The following is a 20,503-nucleotide window of genomic DNA, read 5'->3' on the forward strand; positions in this document are numbered from 1 at the left end:
CAGCACCAACTCCCGCCCTCACCCCCTCGGCCTCCGCGCAGGCCTTGAGGGCCCGCTGTCGTTCATCGCTCAGGCGGAGGTTCATGGCCGTACCGGGACGGTACGACCCGTGGTACCGGATCGGGACCGCTCAGGGGGCACTACGCCCGTTCGGGGGTCATGCGGGTGGCGACCCAGATGCCGGCCGCGGCGACGGCGGCGATGGGGAGGAAGACCACGACGAAGGCGGCGGGGTGGGCCGCGGCGGAGGCGTCGGCGGTGTGGGCCAGGCCCACCGAGCCGCCGCCGAGCGCCGCGAAGGCCGCACCGCCGGCCGCCAGCAGGACGACGTTGGACAGGGCGTCGGAGATCTGCAGGGCGGCCGAGTTGGCCCCCGCCTCCTCCGGCGCCGACAGCTTCAGCAGCAGCACGCTGCCCGCCGCCATCACCAGGCCCATGCCGAAGCAGCCGAAGCCCCACACCAGCGCCAGCGTCCACACCGGCACCGAGTCGATCAGCACGGTCGGCACGGCCGCGATGGACAGCGCCACCATCACCATGCCCCAGGCCACCAGCGGCTCCCGGTACCGCTCGGCCCACGGCCGGGCCTGCACCCAGGAGCCCAGCGCCCAGGTCAGCCCGGCCGGGGCCAGCGAGAAGCCGGCCAGCGTCGGGCTCAGGCCGCGCTGGGTCACCAGCATCAGCGGGATGAAGGACTCCGCGGCGATGAAGGAACCCGCCGCCACCCCGCGCAGCAGCACCACCGCCGGCAGCCCCCGGGCCGCCCGGTAGGTGCCCCGGGGCAGCAGCCCCAGCACCGCCGGCACCAGCAGCGCGGCCCCCGCGAGCCCCGGCAGCAGGGAGAACCAGCGCAGGTCCTGGGCGGCGTACTGGAGCAGGCCGGCGCCCAGCGAGATGCCGAGGGCCAGCGTGATCCGGCGCCGGTCGAAGGCGGCCGGCGGGACGCTCGGGTCGGCCGGGCCCGAGGCGGTGCGGCGGATCGCCGGCAGCGCGATCAGCAGCGGGAAGACCACCAGGACCGGGATCCCGACGAAGACCCAGCGCCAGCCGAGGTGCTCGGTGACGGTGCCGGCGGCCAGCGGGCCGACGATGGACGGCACCACCCAGCTCGCCGCGAAGGCCGCCATGATCGCCGGCCGCAGCCGCTCGTCGTACGCCCGGCCCACCACCACGTACAGGGCGACGATCACCAGTCCGCCGCCGAAGCCCTGCACGGCCCGGCCCAGGACGAAGAGCCACATGGCACCCGCCGTGCCGGAGAGCAGCAGACCGGCGGCGAAGCCCGCGATGCCGGTGGCCAGGGCGCGCAGCGGGCCCTGCCGGTCGCACCACTGGCCGGCCAGCACCATGCCGAAGAGGCTGGTGGTGAAGTACGAGGAGAAGGCGAAGGCGTACAGCTCGACGCCGTCCAGCTCGCGGGCCGCGACGGGCATGGCCGTGCCGACCGCGGTGGCCTCGAAGGCGATGAGCAGCACGACGGTGACGATGCCGATGCTCAGCGCCCGGTGCGCGGCCCCGAGGATGCCGCCGCTCCCGCCGTCGCCGGGGTCTGCCACCTGGGGCGACGGCGGGACGGCTATCTCGGACGGGGCGTGCGGTTCGGTGGCGGTCATCGCATCAGCGTAAGGGGCGTGTCCGGTATTCGTCCCTGTCAATTCGGCGGATCATGAGCGGGTCCCGAGTCCTAGGTCCGGGGACGGGGTCCGGGCCTGCGTGAACGGGTCGTGGCGGCGGCATGGCAGTCGCATTGCGGACCGCCGGCCGGCCTTCCGGGGCGGCGGGACGGGGCCCTACGGTCGTACTCGTCTCCGCACACGGCCGTGTGCCCGAGTGGTTGAGGGAACCGCCTGCAAAGCGGTTTACGCCGGTTCGATTCCGGTCACGGCCTCTACGCCCGCCCGCCGGCGCCCCCACCGCTAGACCCGGCCATTCCGGCCCCGCCGACGCTCGAAGCGCGGGTCCGTGGCGGAGCCCCGAAGCCTGGGCGCGGCCCACCTGTCCCGTCCCGCGGGGCGGGCCCCCGCCGGAGCCCCGGCATATCCAGCCCCGCCGGCGATTGAGGCGCGGGGTCCGGGGCAGCGCCCCGAAACCTGGGCCCGGCCCGCCTTCTGCATCCGCCCGAGCGGGGACCCGCCAACCCCTCCGGAGACCCGGCACATCCAGCCCCGCCGGCGATTGAGGCGCGGGGTCCGGGCCCGCGCCCGGCCGCTGCGCGGAGCCAGCCCCACCCCACCCCTTCCCGAAACCGGTGGGCAGCCGCCCCCGGATCCCCCGCACCGCCGCTCCGCGACGGTCGCCTCAAACGCCGGCGGGGCTGGTACGGGGACGGCGGGGCTCCGCCCCGGACCCCGCGCCTCAAGCGCCGGCGAGGCTGGGTATGCCGGCTGCGCCCGGCTGCCGGCGGCGGTAGGCCCGGCGGAGGCGCGGGCTACGGCTGGGTGACTGCGGATTGGGGGCGGATGGGGAGGCGGTTGACGGGGCGGCCAGTGGCGGCGCGGACGGCGGAGGCGATCGCGGCCGGGGTAGTGACCACCGGCACGGCACTGGCCGCCTTCGCACCGAACGGCGCGACCACGTCCCGCTCCTCCACCAGCTTGACGATCCGCACGTCCGGCGCGTCCAGCGCCGTCGGCAGCGCGTACCCGGTCAGGTCCGGGTGCCGGACCAGTCCCCCGCCGGTGCGCAGGTTCTCGGTGAGCGCCGCGCCCAGGCCCTGGGTGACGCCCGCCTCGATCCGGGCGGCCAGCTGGCGCGGGTTGAGCACCCGGCCCACGTCCTGCGCCACGGCCAGCTCGACCACCCGCACCGAGCCGAGCTCGATGTCCACGTCGACCACCGCCCGCACCGCGCAGAAGGCGAGGCCGACGAAGGCGTCGCCCTGGCCGTCCGCGTCCAGCGGCTCGGTCGGGTGCGGCCGGCACTGCGCGGTGGCCCACAGCTCCTTGCCGGCCATCGCCTCGGCCACCGAGGTCGAGAAGGCGCCGTCGTAGGAGGTGACCCGGCCGTCCACGATCTGGAGCAGTTCGGTCGACATGCCGAGCTTGTGCGCCATGGGCTGAAGCAGCTGGGTGCGGACCATCTTCGCGGCCCGCTCCACCGCACCGCCGGACACCCACGTGTGGCGGCCGTGCGCGGCCGGTCCGGCCGGCGGCTGGTCGGTGTCGACCGGGGCCACCAGCACGTCCTCGACGCCCAGGACCTCCTGGACGATCTGGCGGGCGAGGGTGGCGAAGCCCTGGCCGGTGTCGACGGCCGCGCAGATGACCGTGGCGGTGCCGTCCTGCACCTTGACGGTGGCCGTGGAGACCTCGTCGGTGCCCTCGGCGCCGAGCATGTGGACCATGCCGAGGCCGTAGCCGACCCCGCGGCGCACCGCCCCGGGCTCGCCCGCGCCCTCGGGGCCGCCGGGCAGCAGCCATTCGTCCTCGGGGACGTCCTTGGGCAGCCCCGGCAGTTCGAAGTCGCGCACCGCCCGCAGCAGTTCCGCGACCGGCGCCGGGCAGGTGACGGTCTGGCCGGTGGGCAGCAGGTCGCCGGTGGCCAGGACGTTGCGCATCCGCAGCTCGGCCGGGTCCAGGCCCAGCTTGGCGGCGAGCTTGTCCATCTGGCCCTCGTACGCCGCGCAGACCTGGAGCGCGCCCTCACCGCGGACGTGGCCGGAGGGCGGGTTGTTGGTGCGTACCGCCCAGCCCTCGACGAAGGCGTGCGGGACGACGTACGGGCCGCAGGCGAAGGCCACCGCGGCGGCCAGCGACTCGGCGGAGGAGTCGGCGTAGGCGCCGGCGTCCATCAGGATCTGCGCCTCGACCTTGACCAGCCGGCCCTCGGCGTCCGCGTGGTGGCGGTACCGCAGCAGGGTGGGGTGGCGGTGGGCGTGGCCGAGGAAGGACTCCTCGCGGGTGGCGGCGAGCTTGACCGGGCAGCCGGTGCGCAGCGCGAGCAGGCCGAGCGGCAGCTGGAAGCCGGAGTCCTCCCGATCGCCGGTGGCGCCGGGGACGCCGGTCACCACGACCTTGACCCGCTCGGGCTCCAGGCCCAGGCAGGCGGCGACCAGGTCGCGGTCGCTGTGCGGGTCGGTGGAGGCGGCGTAGATCTCCACCCCGCCGTCGGGGCGGGGCACGGCGAGGCCGGCCTCGGCACCGATGGGGGCCGGGTCCTGGCGGCCGATCCGGTACAGGCCCTCGACGATCACCTCGCCGGTGGCGTCCGGGTCGCCGAAGCGGAGCGGGATGTGCCGGATCAGGTTGCCGTCGGGGTGCAGCGGCTCGGCCCCGAAGGCCTTCTCGGGGTCGGTGACCGGCTCCAGGAGCTCGTACTCGACCGCGATGGCGGCGGCGGCCAGCCGGGCCGTGTCGGGGTGGTCGGCGGCCACCGCGGCGATCGGCTCGCCGTGGTGGCGGACCAGGTCGTGGGCGAAGACCGGGCGGTCGGTGATCCGGCGGCCGTGGGTGGTCGCGCCGGGGACGTCGGCCTGGGTGACGATCGCGCGGACCCCGGGCATCTCGGCCGCGGCGGAGGTGTCGACGGACAGGATCCGGGCGTGGGCGTGCGGGGAGCGCAGCACGGCGGCCCAGAGCAGGCCCTCCGCCCAGAGGTCGGCGGCGTACGGGAAGGTGCCCTCGGTCTTGGCCCGGCTGTCGGCGGGCGCGACGGAGGCGCCGAGGCCGTACGGGGGGCGGTCGGGCTCGGCGGGGACGGCGCCCGCCTCGGCCGTGGCCGTGGCCGCGTCGTTGCTCACGCCATGCCTCCGTCGTGGTGGATGCCGCCCGCGCCGGGGGGCGCCTGGTGGGGGATGCGGGCGGCCTCGGCCTGGGCGGCCGCGGTCTCCTCGCGCTCGGCGACGACCTCGCGGACCGCGCCGAGCACGCCCTGGTAGCCGGAGCAGCGGCAGAGGTTGCCGCAGAGCGCCTGGCGGGTCTCCAGCTCGGTGGGGGCGTGGTTGCCCTCGAGCAGGTCGTGGATGGTCATGGCCATGCCCGGGACGCAGAAGCCGCACTGGACGGCTCCGGAGCGGCACAGGGCCTGCTGCACGTCGGAGAGCTCGCCGCCCTGGGCCAGGCCCTCGACGGTGCGGACCTCGCTGCCGGCGGCGGTGGCCGCGGGCACCAGGCAGCTGGCCACCAGCCGGCCGTCGACCTGCACGGCGCAGGCGCCGCACTCGCCCTGCGAGCAGCCGTCCTTGGCGCCGGCCAGGCCCAGCCGCTCGCGCAGCACGTAGAGCAGGGACTCGCCGATCCAGGCGCCGGTGACGGGCCGGTCGGCGCCGTTGACCCGCAGGACGTAGGAGGCGTGCGGGTGTTCGTCCTGCGCCACGGCGGCCCCGGGGCCGGGCGGTGCCTCGGCCGGGGCGTGCAGGTCCGCGGCGTCGTGCAGGTCGGCCGCGACGTGGAGGTCCACCGCGGCGTGCCCGGCGGGCCCCGCCGGGTGCGCGTCGGCCGCCGGCCGCTCCTCGGCCGTGGCCTGCGGCCCGTGCGGCAGCCCGTCGGCGTCCTCCGTCGGTGCCTGGGGCGCCTCGGCGGCGTCCTGCGCCTGCGCGGCCACCGGCCCCTCGGCCTCGGCCGCGCCGTGCGGCGCACCGTCCTCACCGGGTGCGGCGGGCGGGAACGGCGTTCCGTCGCCGGCGTCCGCGACCGCAGCGTGCGGCGGCAGCCCGTCACCAGCGCCCTCGAATGCTCCGTGCGGCTCACCCGCGGGCACACCGGCCTGCGGGAACGCAGACCCGGAGGCCACGCCGTCACCGGACACACCGGCGTGCGGCGCCGGTCCGTCGCCGGCTCCCCCGAACGCTCCGTGCGGCTCACCCGCGGGCGCACCGGCCTGCGGGAACGCAGACCCGGAGGCCACGCCGTCAGCGGGCACCGCGGCCTGCGGCGCCGGTCCGTCGCCGGCTCCCTCGAACGCTCCGTGCGGGTCGCCCGCGGGCGCGCCGGTCCGCGGGAACGGCAGCCCCGCGGGCATGGCGGGCGGGCCGGCGCCGTCGCCCGGTGCGGGCGCGTGCGGCAGGCCGGTGCCGTCGGAGTCGCCCGGCAGGCCGGCGCGGGCGTGCGGTACGCCGCCCTCGGCCGCGGTCCCGGCGAGGTCCGTGAAGGCCTGGTCCTCGTCCCGGACCGCGGCACCGCTCTTGCGGCGGCGGGCCGCCCGGGCCCCGGCGACCGACAGGCCGTGCGCGGCCGCGAGGCCCGGCGTCCCGGCCGGGAGCGCCTCGGGGCCCTGCTCCGCGGCGTCCGCGTCGGCGGTGCGGCCCGCCGGGCCGGAGCCGTACTCCTCGTCGGTGTGGCCGGCCCCGGGGAAGGTCCCCGGGTCGTCGCCCGGGTGCCCCGAGGGCTGGTGCGCCGGACCGGTCCCACCGGCGAAGCCGGCACCGTCCGGGTCCCCGGCCGCCCGCGGCACGGCGGCGAAGCCCGCGCCCCGGCCGCCGTCGGCACCGTGCACCGCGGCAAAGCCTGCGCCGTTCGTACCACCGTCCACGCCCGGCACCGCGGCGAACCCGGCGCCGTCCGTGCCGGCGGCCGGCGCGGGGGCGTGGGGTGCGTGGCCGGGGGCCCGCTCGTCGGGAAGCAGCGCGTACGGGTCCGGGGTGCCGCCGGGGGCGGGGTGCGGCCAGTCGTCGGCGCCGGGGAGGCGGACGGCGGTACCCGTGTAGTCCGCCGGGGGCGCCACGTAGCCGCGGACCCCGTCGAAGGCCTGGCCGGCGCCCTCGGTGTGTTCGACGGCCGCGTCGGCCCGGTCCTCCGGGGAGGGGGCCGGCCACTGCTGGAGGGGTTCCGCCCAGGGCGCCGCGGCGCCGCCCGGGAGGGTGGCGGGGGCCTGCTGGGCCCACTCGGGGGCCAGGGTGCTGCGGGCGTACTCCCCCGACTCCTCGGGCAGGTCGCCCTCGGCCACGGGGATGGACCACTGGCCGGTCAGCGAGGCGCCGGCGTCCGGGAAGTGCCATTCGGCGGTGTCGCCGTGCTGCGCCGGGGCCGCCTCGGGCCACTCCTGCTCCGCCGGGGCGGGAGCCGGGGCGGATGCCGCCGCGGCGGCCGGGGCCCCGTCGGCCCATGAAGGCACGGCGGGGGCGGCGGGCGCAGCGGCCTCGGCCCACCCGGGCCCGGCCGGCGCGGCGGCGGCCGCCCAGTCGGTCGGGACGGACCAGGTGCCGGTCGCCGAGGGGTCGGTGCTCGCCGGCGCGGTGGTGACGATCACCGGCGGGACGTAGCCGTGCCCGGGGGCCTCCAGCGGCTCGCCGAGCATCTCCTCCGGCAGCTTCACGAAGGCCGTGGCGTCCGCGTCGTAGTCGCCGCCCTGCGGGACCGGCTGCCAGCCCCAGGCGCCCGGCGCCGCGCCGGTCGCGTTGTCGTTCTCACTCATGAGCTCAGTGCCCTCCCCAGAGCCCTCCGGGCCAGCACGGCCACCGTCCGCCGCAGATGCAGTACCGCCGGTGAGGCGGGTTCCGGCGCCGGGTCCGGCACGCAGGCCATGCCCACGTACTCGCCGAAGGCCTCCAGCGCCTCGGGGGCGAGCCGGCGCTCGCCGTCCCAGTCGATCAGGTCGGCCACCCACCGCTCGGCCTCCAGCGGCCGCAGCGGCATCGGGGCCACCGCGCCCACCGCGCATCTGACGCCGCGCCGGGCCGGGTCCAGCACCAGGCCGACCGAGGCCACCGCGCGGGCGGGTCCGGTCCGGCCGGTCGCCTTGAGGAAGACCTGCGGGGCGTGCAGCAGCGGCACCCGGACGAAGCCGATCAGCTCGCCGGGGCTCAGCATCTCGCGGCCCGCGAGCAGGTGGGCGAGGGGGATCTCGCGGCGGTTGCCGCCGGGGCCCGCGATGATCAGCACGGCCTCCAGCGCGGCCAGCACCGGCAGCGCGTCCCCGGTGGGCGCGGCGCTGGCGATGTTGCCGCCGAGGGTGCCGGCGTTGCGGATCTGCGGCGGTCCGGCGGCCCGGGCGGCGGCGGCCAGGGCCGGGATCAGCGCGGCGAAGTCGGGGCGGCCCATCCGGGCGTGGGTGAGGCCGGCGCCGAGGAGGGCGTGGCCGTCCTGGTACTGCCACCCGCGGATCTCGCTGATGCGTCCCAGGCCCACCAGTCCGGCGGGCCGCAGCAGTCCGGAGTTGACGGCGGCCATGAGGTCGGTGCCGCCGGCGACCGGCACGGCGGCGGGCATGGCGGCGAGCGCTGCCACTGCCTCGTCGAGCGAGACCGGCAGCATCACGGACTGCGCCGTCTGCGGTGCGTGCGTGGTCAACCCAGCTGCCCCTTCCCGGTTGTCCCGGCCCTCACGCCTGTCCGCCGTACGGTACGTCTTCACTGCCGGGACGTGGCAACTCTGGCACATCTTCCGGGCCGCACGGAGCGAGGGTCCGCTAGGAACCCTTCGCCCCCGACCTGCACGATCGCCCGATTTGCTCTGGCTTCGGCACAGATTTCCGATTGCCTACCGCGGGGGCATTTTCGTTCCACCTCAGAGGACTTGTGCGATTTTCGGACGCAGGCCTCCGGAGCGCCCGGCCGGGCCGTCGGGGACCGGCCCCGGGGCCGCCGGGCGGGCCCCGGGGCGGGGTACCGTCACGCCCGCGGCGGGGCCCCCTCGCGCGGCCGTCCCAGCACCCCGGGCCGCCGCTGCCAGGGCAACGGCCCACCCGGCGGCCGGTACTCGACCCCGAGGGCGTCAAGCCGCCGCAGGTGCCCGGTCATTCGGGCGGTGAACTCCGCCACGTCCCGCTCCTCCGGTTCCGGCAGCGGGGACCACACCACCTCCGCGAAGGCGGCCAGCCGCGGGAACACCTGGTAGTCGACCCGGCCCTGGTCCTCCATCACCTCGGTCCACACGTTGGCCTGGGCGCCCAGGACGTGCCCGGCCGCGGCCCGGCTCAGCTCGGGCGGTACCGGCTCGAAGCGGTAGACGTCCTCGAGGGTGCGCACGTAGGCGATGGGCACCGGCTCGTCCGGGCCGCCGTCCTGACGGTAGTCCAGGTAGACGTGCTGCTCGGGGCACATCACGACGTCGTGGCCGGCCTCGGCGGCCGCGACGCCGCCGGCGTAGCCGCGCCAGGAGGAGACCGCGGCGCCGTCGGCCAGCCCGCCTTCGAGGATCTCGTCCCAGCCGATCAGCCGGCGGCCCCGGTCGGCCAGCCAGCGGTCGAAGTGCCGGATGAACCAGGACTGCAGCCCGTCCTCGTCGGCCACGCCCAGTTCGCGGATCCGGGCCTGCGCGGCCGGCGAGCGCCGCCACTCGTCCTTGGGGCACTCGTCGCCGCCGACGTGCACGAACGGCGAGACCTCGGCCGGGAAGAGTTCGAGCAGTTCCTCGAAGACGCCCTCGTAGAAGCGCAGGACCTCCTCGGTGGGGGCGAGGACGTGCTCGCTGATGCCCCAGTCGTCCCAGACCTCCAGCGCGGCGGTGTCCGTCACGTCCGCGTTGCCCAGCCACGGATAGGCCGCGATGGCGGCCTGGGAGTGGCCGGGGATGTCGATCTCGGGGACCACCCTGATGTGCCGTTCGGCCGCGTAGGCGACGATCTCGCGGATGTCGTCCTGGGTGTAGAAGCCGCCGTGCGGGGTGTCGTTCCACAGCGGCGAGGCGCGGTGGCCGCGGCGGCTGCGGGGCCGCCAGGCGCCGGTCCGGGTGAGTTCGGGGTGGCGCAGGATCTCCACCCGCCAGCCCTGGTCGTCGCTCAGGTGCAGGTGCAGCACGTTCAGCTTGTGGGCGGCGAGCAGGTCCAGGTGGCGCAGCACGCCCTCTTTGGGCGTGAAGTGCCGGGCGACGTCGAGCATCATGCCGCGCCAGCCGAACCGGGGCCGGTCGGCCACCCGCAGGTGCGGCAGCCGCCAGCTGCGGCCGGGCAGCGGGGCGCGCCGCCAGGCGTCGGGGCCCAGCAGTTGACGGAGCGTCTGCACGCCCCAGAAGAGCCCGGCGGGGCCGCCGCCGGCCAGGTCCACCCCGTCGGGGCCGACGGTCAGCCGGTAGCCCTCGGGGCCGAGCCGGTCCCCGGCGTCCGGGTCGATCCGGAGCCGTACGTCGCCCGGTGCGCCGGGGGCGGGCGGGTCCAGGGGCAGTCCGGTGGCGGCGCCGAGCTCCCGGCGCAGCCAGCGGGCGGTGCCCTCGGCGCCGGGGGCGGCGGCCAGGGTGGTGGCGGGCGTGAGGTGGTACGAGGGGGCCGGGCCGTCCGTCTCGACGTGGACGGGGGCGGGGATCAGGTCCATGCGTCAGCCTTCACCTTCAGCACGTCGCGAGGACTCCTCGCGAGCCGGCACGGGCAGGCGTTGCACTCTGCGCAACGATCGTTTCACGGAGTGCCGCCGGGGCCGACCCTACCGGCATGCGAAAGGCCCCCGGGGGCGCAGGGGTGCGCTCCCGGGGGCCTGTGCGCGGCGGAGGCCGCAGGCCCGGACCGCCCGGCGGGCGGTCCGGCGGCCTACTTGTCCTTGCCGCCCTTGTCCTTGTCCCCGCCGCCGGGGCCCATGGACTCGTAGATCTCCTTGCACAGCGGGCAGACCGGGTACTTCTTCGGGTCGCGACCCGGGACCCAGACCTTGCCGCAGAGCGCGACGACGGGGGTCCCGTCGAGCGCGCTCGCCATGATCTTGTCCTTCTGGACGTAGTGGGCGAAGCGCTCGTGGTCGCCATCGCCGTGGGACACCTGCGGCGTCGGCTCTACGAGGGTCCCCGTGCCAGTCCCGCGCTCGGGCTCAAGAGTGCTCATGCCGCTAGGGTACTGGGCCGCGCGGGCCTCAGTTGAGCGACGGGTCGTCCGGATAGGTGGCCACCATCGCCAGCTCGCTGCGCTGGCGCCGCAGGACCGAGCGCCACAGCCGCTCGGGGTCGGGCGAGGAGACGTCCCCGGGCTCGGACTCGACCACGTACCAGGCGCCGTCGTCCAGCTCGGCCTCCAGCTGGCCGGGCCCCCAGCCGGAGTAGCCGGCGAAGATCCGCAGCGAGCCCAGGGCGCCGGCCAGCAGCTCCGGCGGGGCCTCCAGGTCCACCAGCCCGATCGCGCCGTGCACCCGGCGCCAGCCGACCGGGTCGCCGCGGCCCGCGCGCGGCGGCGCGCCGTCGGTGCGGAGCGGGGCGGCGGGCGGCGGGCCCTCGTCGCCGGGGATGACGGCCAGCCCGAGCGCGGAGTCGAGGGAGACCGGCCCGCCCTGGAAGACCACCCCGGGCTCACCGGCCAGCGGCGCCCAGGACAGCAGGACGTCGCCGACGCCGACGGGGGTGGGGCGGTTGAGCACGACGCCGAGGGATCCCTCGGCGTCGTGGTCGAGCAGCAGCACCACCGCGCGGTCGAAGTTCGGGTCCGCGAGGGCGGGGGTGGCGACGAGCAGTCGCCCTGTGAGCGAGGACACCTCGGTCATGCGGACATGATCCCGCACATTCGCCCTTCAGGGGGAGCCGACGGCCAGGTTCGCCGGTACGCAGCTCAGGGCGCACGGCAGCAGCCGGGAGCGCGCGGGAGCGGGCCCGCTGGAGGGCGACCCTCCGCCATGGAGCGGGTACGCAGGGTGCTGTGGCGAATTCATGACATTCCCGGGGCCCCGTCAGGCATACAACTGCGGCCACTGTGCCCCTTACCCTTTTCTCTGGCCCCCTGCCCATCCACTCCGGAACGCGAGATTCATGACCGGCACAGACGATGTCCTGCTTGTCCACGGCGGTACCCCGCTCGAGGGTGAGATCCGGGTCCGCGGCGCGAAGAACCTCGTGCCCAAGGCCATGGTCGCCGCACTTCTCGGCAGCGAACCCAGCCGGCTGCGCAACGTCCCGGACATCCGCGACGTGCGGGTCGTGCGCGGGCTGCTGCAGCTCCACGGCGTGACCGTGCGCCCCGGCGACGAGCCGGGCGAGCTGGTCATGGACCCGACCCACGTCGAGAGCGCCAACGTCGCCGACATCGACGCGCACGCGGGCTCCTCGCGCATCCCGATCCTCTTCTGCGGTCCGCTGCTGCACCGCCTCGGCCACGCCTTCATCCCGGGCCTGGGCGGCTGCGACATCGGCGGCCGGCCGATCGACTTCCACTTCGACGTGCTGCGCCAGTTCGGCGCCACCATCGAGAAGCGCGAGGGCGGTCAGTACCTGGAGGCCCCGCAGCGGCTGCGCGGCTGCAAGATCCGCCTGCCCTACCCCTCGGTCGGCTCGACCGAGCAGGTGCTGCTGACGGCCGTGCTGGCCGAGGGCGTCACCGAGCTGTCCAACGCGGCCGTGGAGCCGGAGATCGAAGACCTCATCTGCGTGCTGCAGAAGATGGGCGCGATCATCTCCATGGACACCGACCGGACCATCCGGATCACCGGTGTGGACCGCCTCAGCGGGTACAACCACAAGGCGCTCCCGGACCGCCTCGAGGCGGCCTCCTGGGCCTCCGCGGCCCTGGCGACCGGCGGCAACATCTACGTGCGCGGCGCCCAGCAGCGCTCGATGATGACCTTCCTGAACACGTACCGGAAGGTCGGCGGCGCCTTCGAGATCGACGACCACGGCATCCGCTTCTGGCACCCGGGCGGCCCGCTGAACGCGATCGCCCTGGAGACGGACGTGCACCCCGGCTTCCAGACCGACTGGCAGCAGCCGCTGGTCGTGGCGCTGACGCAGGCCGCGGGCCTGTCGATCGTCCACGAGACGGTCTACGAGTCGCGGCTGGGATTCACCTCCGCGCTCAACCAGATGGGTGCGCACATCCAGCTGTACCGCGAGTGCCTGGGCGGCTCGGCCTGCCGCTTCGGCCAGCGCAACTTCCTGCACTCGGCGGTCGTCTCCGGCCCCACCAAGCTGCAGGGCGCCGACCTGGTCATCCCCGACCTGCGCGGCGGCTTCTCGTACCTGATCGCGGCGCTGGCGGCCGAGGGCACCTCCCGGGTGCACGGCATCGACCTGATCAACCGCGGTTACGAGAACTTCATGGAAAAGCTCGTGGAACTCGGCGCCAAGGTCGAGCTGCCGAACGGCTCGCTGGTCTGAGCACCCTCTCAGGGGCCCCAGGGCCCCTGAGAGGGCCGCCAGCGGCCCCGCAGACGCCGAAGGGCGGCCACCCCCCAGGGGGTGGCCGCCCTTCGTCTATGAGGACCTGTGGGCCTCACGCCCGGCCCGGGGCCGGCTCACGCCCGGCCCGGACCGTGCCGGCCTGCGGCCGGCAAGGGGCTTACTTGCCCTTGGCGGCTTCCTTGAGCTTCGAGCCCGCGGAGACCTTCACGCTGTAGCCGGCCGGGATCTGGATGGGGTCACCGGTCTGCGGGTTGCGCGCGGTACGAGCGGCACGGTGGGTGCGCTCGAAGGTCAGGAAGCCGGGGATGGTGACCTTCTCGTCGCCCTTGGCGACGACCTCACCGATCGTCTCGGCCAGGGCGGCCAGGACGGCGTCGGCGTCCTTGCGGGTCACCTCGGCGCGGTCGGCCAGCGCGGCCACCAGCTCACTGCGGTTCATGTTGTACTCCCGTGTTCAACTTGCCTATGAGGCGTGAGATCGAAGCCGATGCTGCCAGGGCCCTAGGACAGTCCCCGGACCCGGGTCTGACGTCAGACCCTCTCGCCCGGTTACGCATCCTGCCCCCACCAGCGGCGGGAAAGCCAATCCGGCACCCGCCCGGGTCACACGAAAAGCGCCACGGTCACGCCGCGGTGACGCTCCGTCCGTCGCTGGCGACGGTGTGCCGACCGGCTCGGGCATCCACGCAACCCTAGAGGGGCCGCGTGGCTGCCGCGACTCACGACGCGCCGTGGGTCAGGCGGACGTGGGGCCCGTCACAACGGCTCCGGCGGCCTTGGCGGCGTTGCGGACGGCGCCCGCGACCGCGCCGGCGACCTTGTCGTTGAACACCGAAGGAATGATGTAGTTCGGGTTCAGTTCGTCCTCGGAGACGACGTCCGCCAGCGCGCTCGCGGCGGCCAGCATCATGTCGGTGTTCACCGTCCGGGACTGCGCGTCCAGCAGGCCGCGGAAGACACCCGGGAAGACCAGCACGTTGTTGATCTGGTTGGGGAAGTCGGAGCGGCCGGTGGCCACAACTGCCGCCGTCTCGCGGGCGATCGAGGGCTCGACCTCCGGGTCCGGGTTCGCGAGCGCGAAGACGATCGCGCCCTCGGCCATGGCCGCGACGTCCTGGCCGTTCAGGACGTTCGGGGCCGACACGCCGATGAAGACGTCGGCGCCGACCACGGCCTCCTTCAGGGTGCCCGTGTAGCCCTCGGGGTTGGTGTTGTCGGCGATCCAGCGCAGCGGCGACTCGGCGTCCGCGTCGACCAGGTCGGGACGGCCGGCGTGCACCACGCCGTGGATGTCGGCGACCACGGCGGTCTTGACCCCGGCGGCCAGCAGCAGCTTCAGGATGGCCGTACCGGCCGCGCCGGCGCCGGACATGACGACCTTCACGTCGCCGATGCCCTTGCCGACCACGCGGAGCGCGTTGGTGAGGGCGGCGAGCACCACGATGGCGGTGCCGTGCTGGTCGTCGTGGAAGACCGGGATGTCCAGGGCCTCGCGCAGCCGGGCCTCGATCTCGAAGCAGCGCGGCGCGGAGATGTCCTCGAGGTTGATGCCCGCGAAGCCGGGGGCGATGGCCTTGACGATCGCGACGATCTCGTCGGAGTCCTGGGTGTCCAGGCAGATCGGCCAGGCGTCGATGCCGGCGAAGCGCTTGAAGAGGGCCGCCTTGCCCTCCATGACGGGCAGCGCGGCCTTGGGGCCGATGTTGCCCAGGCCCAGCACCGCGGAGCCGTCCGTGACGACCGCGACGGAGTTGCGCTTGATGGTGAGGCGGCGGGCGTCCTCGGGGTTCTCGGCGATCGCCATGCACACCCGGGCCACGCCGGGGGTGTAGATCATCGAGAGGTCGTCTCGGTTGCGGATGGGGTGCTTGGACGCCATCTCGATCTTGCCGCCGAGGTGCATCAGGAAGGTGCGGTCGGAGACCTTGCCGAGGCTGACGCCCTCGATCTCCCGCAGCTTCCCGACGATCTCGTCGGCGTGCGCGGTGGAGGTCGCCGCGATGGTGACGTCGATACGGAGCTTCTCGTGACCCGATGCGGTCACGTCGAGACCGGTGACAGAGCCGCCGGAGGACTCCACGGCGGTGGTGAGCTGGGAGACCGCGGTTCCGCTCGCGGGCACCTCCAGGCGGACCGTCATCGAGTACGAGACGCTGGGCGCCGTTGCCATGGCCGTGTTCCTCTTCTTTCCCTTGCTTTGCTTGCGCACGCCCCCCTGACCCCGCGCGCACGCGGCAGGACGTGTTGTCCGATCGTCCCACCTACCCGCCGGTACAAGGTAACCAGCTACAAACTTCGGAAAGACTTTTCCACCATACGAGATACCCGGGGGTGGCGGAAGGGCGGCCGGGCACAAAAAAGGTCCGCACCCTCCCCGGAGGGAGGGCGCGGACCTGTTCATACGTCTAAGACACCGACCCGCCATGCTCGCCTCGCGGCAAGTGGTCGCTCTAGGCGACGAAGGTTGGGCCCGGGGGCTTGGATCGAGCCGGTGTCGTACCCAGGCTAACAAACCTTCCCCGGAAGCGGCCCCCTCTGCGCCGACTTGCCCACCAGGTGGACCGATCGGCGCAGTTCACGGCCCGCGCGGGCCCGGGGAGCAGTCGGCCGGAGCCCCGGATCAGTCGCGCAGCAGCTCGGGCACGCCCGCGGCGTCGGGACGGTCGGCGGCCGCGGAGACGACCGTCAGCTGCTGGGTGGCGCGGGTCAGCGCCACGTACAGCACCCGCAGGCCCGCCGGGGACTCGTCCGCGATCTCCGCGGGCGAGACCACGACCGTGGCGTCGTACTCCAGGCCCTTGGCCTCCAGGCTGCCCAGGGCCACCGCCCGGTCGCCCAGGTCGGCCAGCCAGCGGGCGGCCTCGGCCCGCCGGTCCATGGCCACGACCACGCCGACCGTGCCGTCCACCTGCTCCAGCAGCCGGACCGTTTCCTCCCGGACCGAGGCCCCGAGGTCCGGGCCGGCCGCGGCGAACCGCGGCCGCACGCCGGTGGAGCGGACCGCGGTGGGCGACTCCATCCCCGGCATGGCCAGCGCCAGGACCTTGGCGGCCAGCTCGGCGATCTCGGCCGGGTTGCGGTAGTTCACGGTCAGCGTGAACCGGCGGCGCGGCCGGCTGCCCAGCGCCTCGTCCCGGGCCTCCGCGGCCTCCTCCGGCACGGTCCAGGAGGACTGGGCCGCATCGCCCACCACCGTCCAGGTCGCGGTCCGGCCGCGGCGGCCGACCATCCGCCACTGCATCGGCGTCAGGTCCTGCGCCTCGTCCACGATCACGTGCGCGTACTCGGTGCGCTCCGCGGCCAGCCGCTCGGCCCGCTCCCACTGCGTCTCCTCGCGGCGGGGCATCAGCTCCTCCAGACCGGTGAGCTGGTCCAGCGGGTCGAGCTCGCGCTTGCGGCGCGGCCGGGCGGGGGCGCCCAGCAGGCCCTGGAGCTCGTCCAGCAGCGCCACGTCGTGCACCGACAGGGGGCCGGCGCCGTCCGGGCCCAGCCGGCGCAGCGAGCGGGCCAGCTGGCGGGTCTCGCGCGGGTTGAGGATCCGGCGGGCCCAGCGGTTCAGCCGCTTCTCGTCGGCCATCGCCGCGAGGACCCGGCGCGGCGCCAGCTCGGGCCACCAGGCGTCCAGGAACTCCAGGAACGCGTCCTCGGTGGAGACGTCCTCGTCGAAGCCGGAGCGCAGCTCGGCCGCCAGCTCGGGGTCGGTGTGCCGGTTCGCGCCGCCCGACTTGGCCCACAGGGCGTCCAGCAGCAGCTTGCGGGCGCGCGGGCGCAGCAGGTTCACCGGGGCGGTGCCGCCGAGGACGGACTGCCGGATCCGCTCCAGCTCGGGCGCCTCCAGCTCCTGGCGGCGGCTGAAGGCCACCACCCGCAGCCGCTCGGGGGCCTGCCCCGCCGGGCCGCCGAGCTCCAGGGCCCCGCGGACGGCCTTGCGGAGCACCTTGAGCATCCGGGAGGAGCCCTTGACGCGGGCCACCGCGGGCTCGTCGTAGGTGGTCGCCTCGGCGCCGTCGACCAGCGAGCCCAGGGCGCGGATGGCGACCTGGCCCTCCTCGCCGAGCGAGGGCAGCACGCCCTCGGTGTAGGCCACCAGCAGCGGGGTCGGGGAGACGATCAGGATGCCGCCGGAGTAGCGCCGCCGGTCCTGGTAGAGCAGGTAGGCGGCGCGGTGCAGGGCGACCGCGGTCTTGCCGGTGCCGGGGCCGCCGGAGACCTCCGCGACGGAGGCGGCGGGGGCCCGGATGACCAGGTCCTGCTCGGCCTGGATGGAGGAGACGATGTCGCGCATCGTGTGCGTGCGGGCCCGGCCGAGGGAGGCCATCAGGGCGCCGTCGCCGATGGCGGGCAGCTCGGCCCCGTCCAGGTAGGCGGTGTACTCGGGGCGCATCAGGTCGTCCTCGACGCCGAGCACCTGGCGGCCCTTGGAGCGGATCACCCGGCGGCGCAGGACCCGGCCCGGGTCCTTGGGGGTGGACCGGTAGAAGGGCGCGGCGGCCGGCGCGCGCCAGTCGATGACCAGCGGCGAGTAGTCGGCGTCGAGCACGCCGATGCGGCCGATGTGCAGGGTCTCGGCGATGTCCGCGGTCAGGTCCTCGCGCAGCGCGTCCTCGGCCGGCTGGACCGAGGTGTAGGCGCCGTCGGGGCCCCGCTCGCCGTCCTTGCCGAGGACGAGGTCGATGCGGCCGAAGAGGAAGTCCTCGAACTCGTTGTTGAGCCGGTTGAGGTGGATCCCGGCCCGGAAGACCTGGGCGTCGCGCTCGGCGAGCGCCCCCGGCGTCCCGACCTGGCCGCGCTTGGCCGCGTCGTCCATCAGGAACTCCGCCTCGTGGATCTTCTCCTCGAGGCGGCGGTACACCTGGTCCAGATGACGCTGCTCGACGGCGATCTCCCGATCGCGGACGGTCTCTGCCGTGGCGTCTGCCGTGGCATCCTGCGCGGCCACCGAAGGCCCCCTTCTGACGTACTGGGCGACCGTCAAAGGTACCCCCTGCCGGCGCGGGCCACGCGCTGCGCTACGCGGATCCGGCCGCCAGCGTCCGGCGGCGGTGCCGGGCGACCCGCTCGCGGTTGCCGCACAGGCCGCTGCTGCACCAGCGGCGGCGGTGGCCCCGGGAGGTGTCGAGGTAGACCCGGGTGCAGCCGTCGCCGTCGCAGGCCCGGAGCAGGGCCAGTGCCTCGGGGTCGGTCAGCAGTTCGACGGCGTCCCGGGCCACGGCGGCCAGCATCGCCGCCCGTCCGGCCCCGCGCAGCTCGCGTACCAGGCCCCCGCCGGCCCCGCGTACCGCACACGGCACCGGGGGTGCGGCGAGCGCGAGCGCGTTGACCCGCTCCAGGGCCTCGCCGGCCGGGCCGCCCCGCAGGTGGGCCGCCACCAGCTCGGCCAGGTCCCCGCGCAGGGCCCGGAAGGCGGGCAGCCAGTCGTACCCCACCCGCTCCAGCGGCGTGCCCGGCGGCACCAGGCCGGCCCCGGCCAGCCACTCCCGCAGCCGGGGCGCCTCACCCAGCTGCTCCCCGGGCCCGGCGGTGTTCACCAGGTCCAGGCAGACCCGCCCGGATTCGAACCACAGCCCGTACGAGCCCACGCCCGCAGCCATGCGCCTGTCACCGCCTCAAAGGGCCCCCGCTGAGTACCTGTCAGCCCTCCCAGAGTGCCCGTCCCCACCCCCGACCGGAACCCCACCGACCGCGCACATTTCCTCGAGGGCGGCTCGGGCCGCTCAGGACGGGTCGGCGTCGTGGAGGAGGCGCTGGAAGAGGTGGTGGTCGCGCCAGGCGCCGTTGACGTGGAGGTACTTGGGGGCGGTGCCGTAGCGGACGAAGCCGCACTTGGCGAGGACGCGCTGGGAGGCGGTGTTGTACGTCGTGGTGCCGGCCTCGACGCGGTGCAGGCCGACCTCGTCGCGGGCGATCCGGCAGACCTCCTCGACGGCCGCGGTGGCCAGCCCCCGGCCGGCCCGGTCCACGTCGACCCAGTAGCCCACCCCGCCGCTGCACAGCGGGCCGTGGACGATGCTGCCGAGGTTGATCGTGCCCACCGGCAGCCCGGTGGCCGTGTCGGCCAGGACGAAGGGCCGCATCCGGCCGCCGTCCCGCTCGGCCAGCAGCCCCTCGATGCGTTCGGCCTGGCCGCGCTCGGTGTAGAACTCCGGCGGCCGGACCGGCTCGTAGGGGGCCATGTGCTCCCGGCTGCGCGTCAGGGCCGCCGCCAGCCCGGCCGCGTCGCCCGGCCGGAGTTCCCGCAGTTCCACTCCCTCAGCGATGATCATGCCGGTACGGTACGGCGGACCGGGCCCGGCGAACAGACCTCAGTCGTCGGCGTACTTCGCGTCCGAGGCCGGGTCCAGCGCGAGCCGGTAGCCGCGCTTGACCACCGTCTGGATCAGCTTCGGGGTGCCGAGGGCGGCCCGCAGCCGGGCCATCGCGGTCTCCACCGCGTGTTCGTCCCGGCCGGCGCCCGGCAGGGTGCGCAGCAGCTCCGCCCGGGCCACCACCCAGCCCGGCCGGCGGGCCAGCGCCCGCAGCAGGGCCATGCCGGCCGGCGGCACCGGCCGCAGGTCCGCGTCGACCAGGACGGCGTGCCCCCGGATCTCGACCCGGTGACCCGCCACCGGCAACGTCCGCGCCCGGGCGGGTAGTTCCCGGCACAGGAGCTGCACCAGCGGGCCGAGCCGGAACCGTTCGGGCTGCACGGTCTCGATGCCGTGGGCCTGCAACGGCAGCGCGGTCACCGGCCCCACGCACGCCGCCACCACCTCGCCGCACAGCGCCCCGAGCACGGCGGGGAGCAGCCCCCGCTCCCCGGCCCGGGAGAGCAGCGAGGCGGCGGCCGGCGCCGAGGTGAAGGTGACGGCGTCCAGGGAGCCCGCGACCAGCGCGTCCAGGAGCCGGTCCAGCGGTCCCGGGTCCTCCGGCGGCAGCCACCGGTAGACGGGGACCACCACCACCTCGGCGCCGCCGTCGCGCAGCGCCTCCACGAACCCCGGCAGCGGTTCGCCGTGCAGCTGGAGGGCGATGCGGCGGCCGGCCACCCCCTCCCCCAGCAGCCGGTCCAGGACCTCGGCCAGCGACTCGGAGTCCGGCGACCACTCCTCGGTCAGCCCGGCCGCCCGGATGGCGCCCTTGACCTTGGGCCCCCGGGCCAGCAGCCGGGCCCCCCGCAGCCGGGCCAGCAGGTCCTCGCCCACCCCCCAGCCGTCGGCGGCCTCGACCCAGCCGCGGAAGCCGATGGCGGTGGTGGCGACCACGGTGTCCGGGGCGTGCCCGATCAGCTCCTTGGTGGCGGCGAGCAGTTCCCCGTCGTCGGCGAGCGGCACGATCCGCAGCGCGGGCGCGTGCAGGACGTCGGCGCCCCGGCGCCGCAGCAGGACGCCGAGCTCGTCGGCCCGGCGGGCGGCGGTGACGCCGATCGTGAAGCCGGCCAGCGGGCCGGCCGGGGTGTCGTGTGTGGTCTCGTCCATCGCGGGTCCCTGCCTTGCGCAAAGGGGTGGTACGGCGTCTCCGAGCCTGCCAACGGGGCGTGACAGACTCGGATCACCGGTATTTCACCG

14 protein-coding genes and 1 tRNA gene are annotated in these 20,503 nt (G+C 75.4%); 2 read left to right on the forward strand and 13 right to left on the reverse strand.

Translation table 11 applies throughout. The features are described 5' to 3' along the window. Positions 1-140: 140 nt before the first annotated feature. On the reverse strand, positions 141-1,613 hold the full coding sequence (locus AB0O40_RS03435; protein ID WP_365035143.1) for an MFS transporter: 1,473 nt from the start codon (positions 1,611-1,613) through the stop codon (positions 141-143). 203 nt (positions 1,614-1,816) lie between these two features. Between AB0O40_RS03435 and AB0O40_RS03440 the strand changes: the two genes are divergently transcribed. Further along, positions 1,817-1,888: transfer RNA gene (locus AB0O40_RS03440), tRNA-Cys, on the forward strand. 540 nt (positions 1,889-2,428) lie between these two features. Here the strand turns inward: AB0O40_RS03440 and AB0O40_RS03445 are convergent. The 6 genes from AB0O40_RS03445 to AB0O40_RS03470 form a co-directional block, all read right to left on the reverse strand. After that, entirely contained in the window at positions 2,429-4,738 is a 2,310-nt protein-coding gene (locus AB0O40_RS03445; RefSeq protein WP_365035144.1) for a xanthine dehydrogenase family protein molybdopterin-binding subunit, read from the reverse strand. After that, on the reverse strand, positions 4,735-7,350 hold the full coding sequence (locus tag AB0O40_RS03450) for a 2Fe-2S iron-sulfur cluster-binding protein (RefSeq protein WP_365035146.1): 2,616 nt from the start codon (positions 7,348-7,350) through the stop codon (positions 4,735-4,737). Before AB0O40_RS03450 ends, AB0O40_RS03445 begins: the two co-directional genes overlap by 4 nt. Next, a complete protein-coding gene (locus AB0O40_RS03455) occupies positions 7,347-8,225 on the reverse strand; it encodes an FAD binding domain-containing protein (RefSeq protein WP_365035148.1) in 879 nt (292 codons plus the stop codon). The genes AB0O40_RS03450 and AB0O40_RS03455 overlap by 4 nt, the downstream gene beginning before the upstream one ends. A gap of 320 nt (positions 8,226-8,545) precedes the next feature. Then, entirely contained in the window at positions 8,546-10,183 is a 1,638-nt protein-coding gene (locus tag AB0O40_RS03460) for a beta-N-acetylhexosaminidase (protein ID WP_365035149.1), read from the reverse strand. Positions 10,184-10,395: 212 nt separating this feature from the next. After that, entirely contained in the window at positions 10,396-10,683 is a 288-nt protein-coding gene (locus AB0O40_RS03465; protein WP_365035151.1) for a DUF3039 domain-containing protein, read from the reverse strand. A gap of 28 nt (positions 10,684-10,711) precedes the next feature. Beyond that, complete coding sequence (locus AB0O40_RS03470) at positions 10,712-11,332, reverse strand: YqgE/AlgH family protein (protein WP_365035153.1); 621 nt, start codon at positions 11,330-11,332, stop codon at positions 10,712-10,714. A gap of 262 nt (positions 11,333-11,594) precedes the next feature. Between AB0O40_RS03470 and murA the strand changes: the two genes are divergently transcribed. Next, positions 11,595-12,935, forward strand: a complete 1,341-nt coding sequence (gene murA / locus AB0O40_RS03475; RefSeq protein ID WP_365035154.1) for a UDP-N-acetylglucosamine 1-carboxyvinyltransferase — start codon at positions 11,595-11,597, stop codon at positions 12,933-12,935. A 181-nt stretch (positions 12,936-13,116) separates the two neighbouring features. Here the strand turns inward: murA and AB0O40_RS03480 are convergent, their stop codons facing one another. The 6 genes from AB0O40_RS03480 to AB0O40_RS03505 form a co-directional block, all read right to left on the reverse strand. Further along, on the reverse strand, positions 13,117-13,398 hold the full coding sequence (locus tag AB0O40_RS03480; protein WP_103834809.1) for an HU family DNA-binding protein: 282 nt from the start codon (positions 13,396-13,398) through the stop codon (positions 13,117-13,119). A 297-nt stretch (positions 13,399-13,695) separates the two neighbouring features. Next, positions 13,696-15,129, reverse strand: coding sequence for an NAD-dependent malic enzyme (locus AB0O40_RS03485; protein ID WP_365035156.1), 1,434 nt, complete (start codon positions 15,127-15,129; stop codon positions 13,696-13,698). A gap of 450 nt (positions 15,130-15,579) precedes the next feature. Further along, entirely contained in the window at positions 15,580-17,898 is a 2,319-nt protein-coding gene (locus AB0O40_RS03490; protein WP_365035158.1) for a UvrD-helicase domain-containing protein, read from the reverse strand. A 70-nt stretch (positions 17,899-17,968) separates the two neighbouring features. Then, positions 17,969-18,550: an ABATE domain-containing protein gene (locus tag AB0O40_RS03495; RefSeq protein WP_365035160.1), complete on the reverse strand. Its 582-nt coding sequence runs from the start codon at positions 18,548-18,550 to the stop codon at positions 17,969-17,971. A 123-nt stretch (positions 18,551-18,673) separates the two neighbouring features. After that, entirely contained in the window at positions 18,674-19,222 is a 549-nt protein-coding gene (locus AB0O40_RS03500; protein ID WP_365035162.1) for a GNAT family protein, read from the reverse strand. Between the two features lie 39 nt (positions 19,223-19,261). Next, entirely contained in the window at positions 19,262-20,413 is a 1,152-nt protein-coding gene (locus tag AB0O40_RS03505) for a uroporphyrinogen-III synthase (protein WP_365035164.1), read from the reverse strand. Positions 20,414-20,503: the final 90 nt, after the last annotated feature.

Source organism: Streptomyces sp. NPDC089919, from assembly GCF_040684615.1.
In the GTDB taxonomy this organism is placed as follows: Bacteria; Actinomycetota; Actinomycetes; order Streptomycetales; family Streptomycetaceae; genus Streptomyces.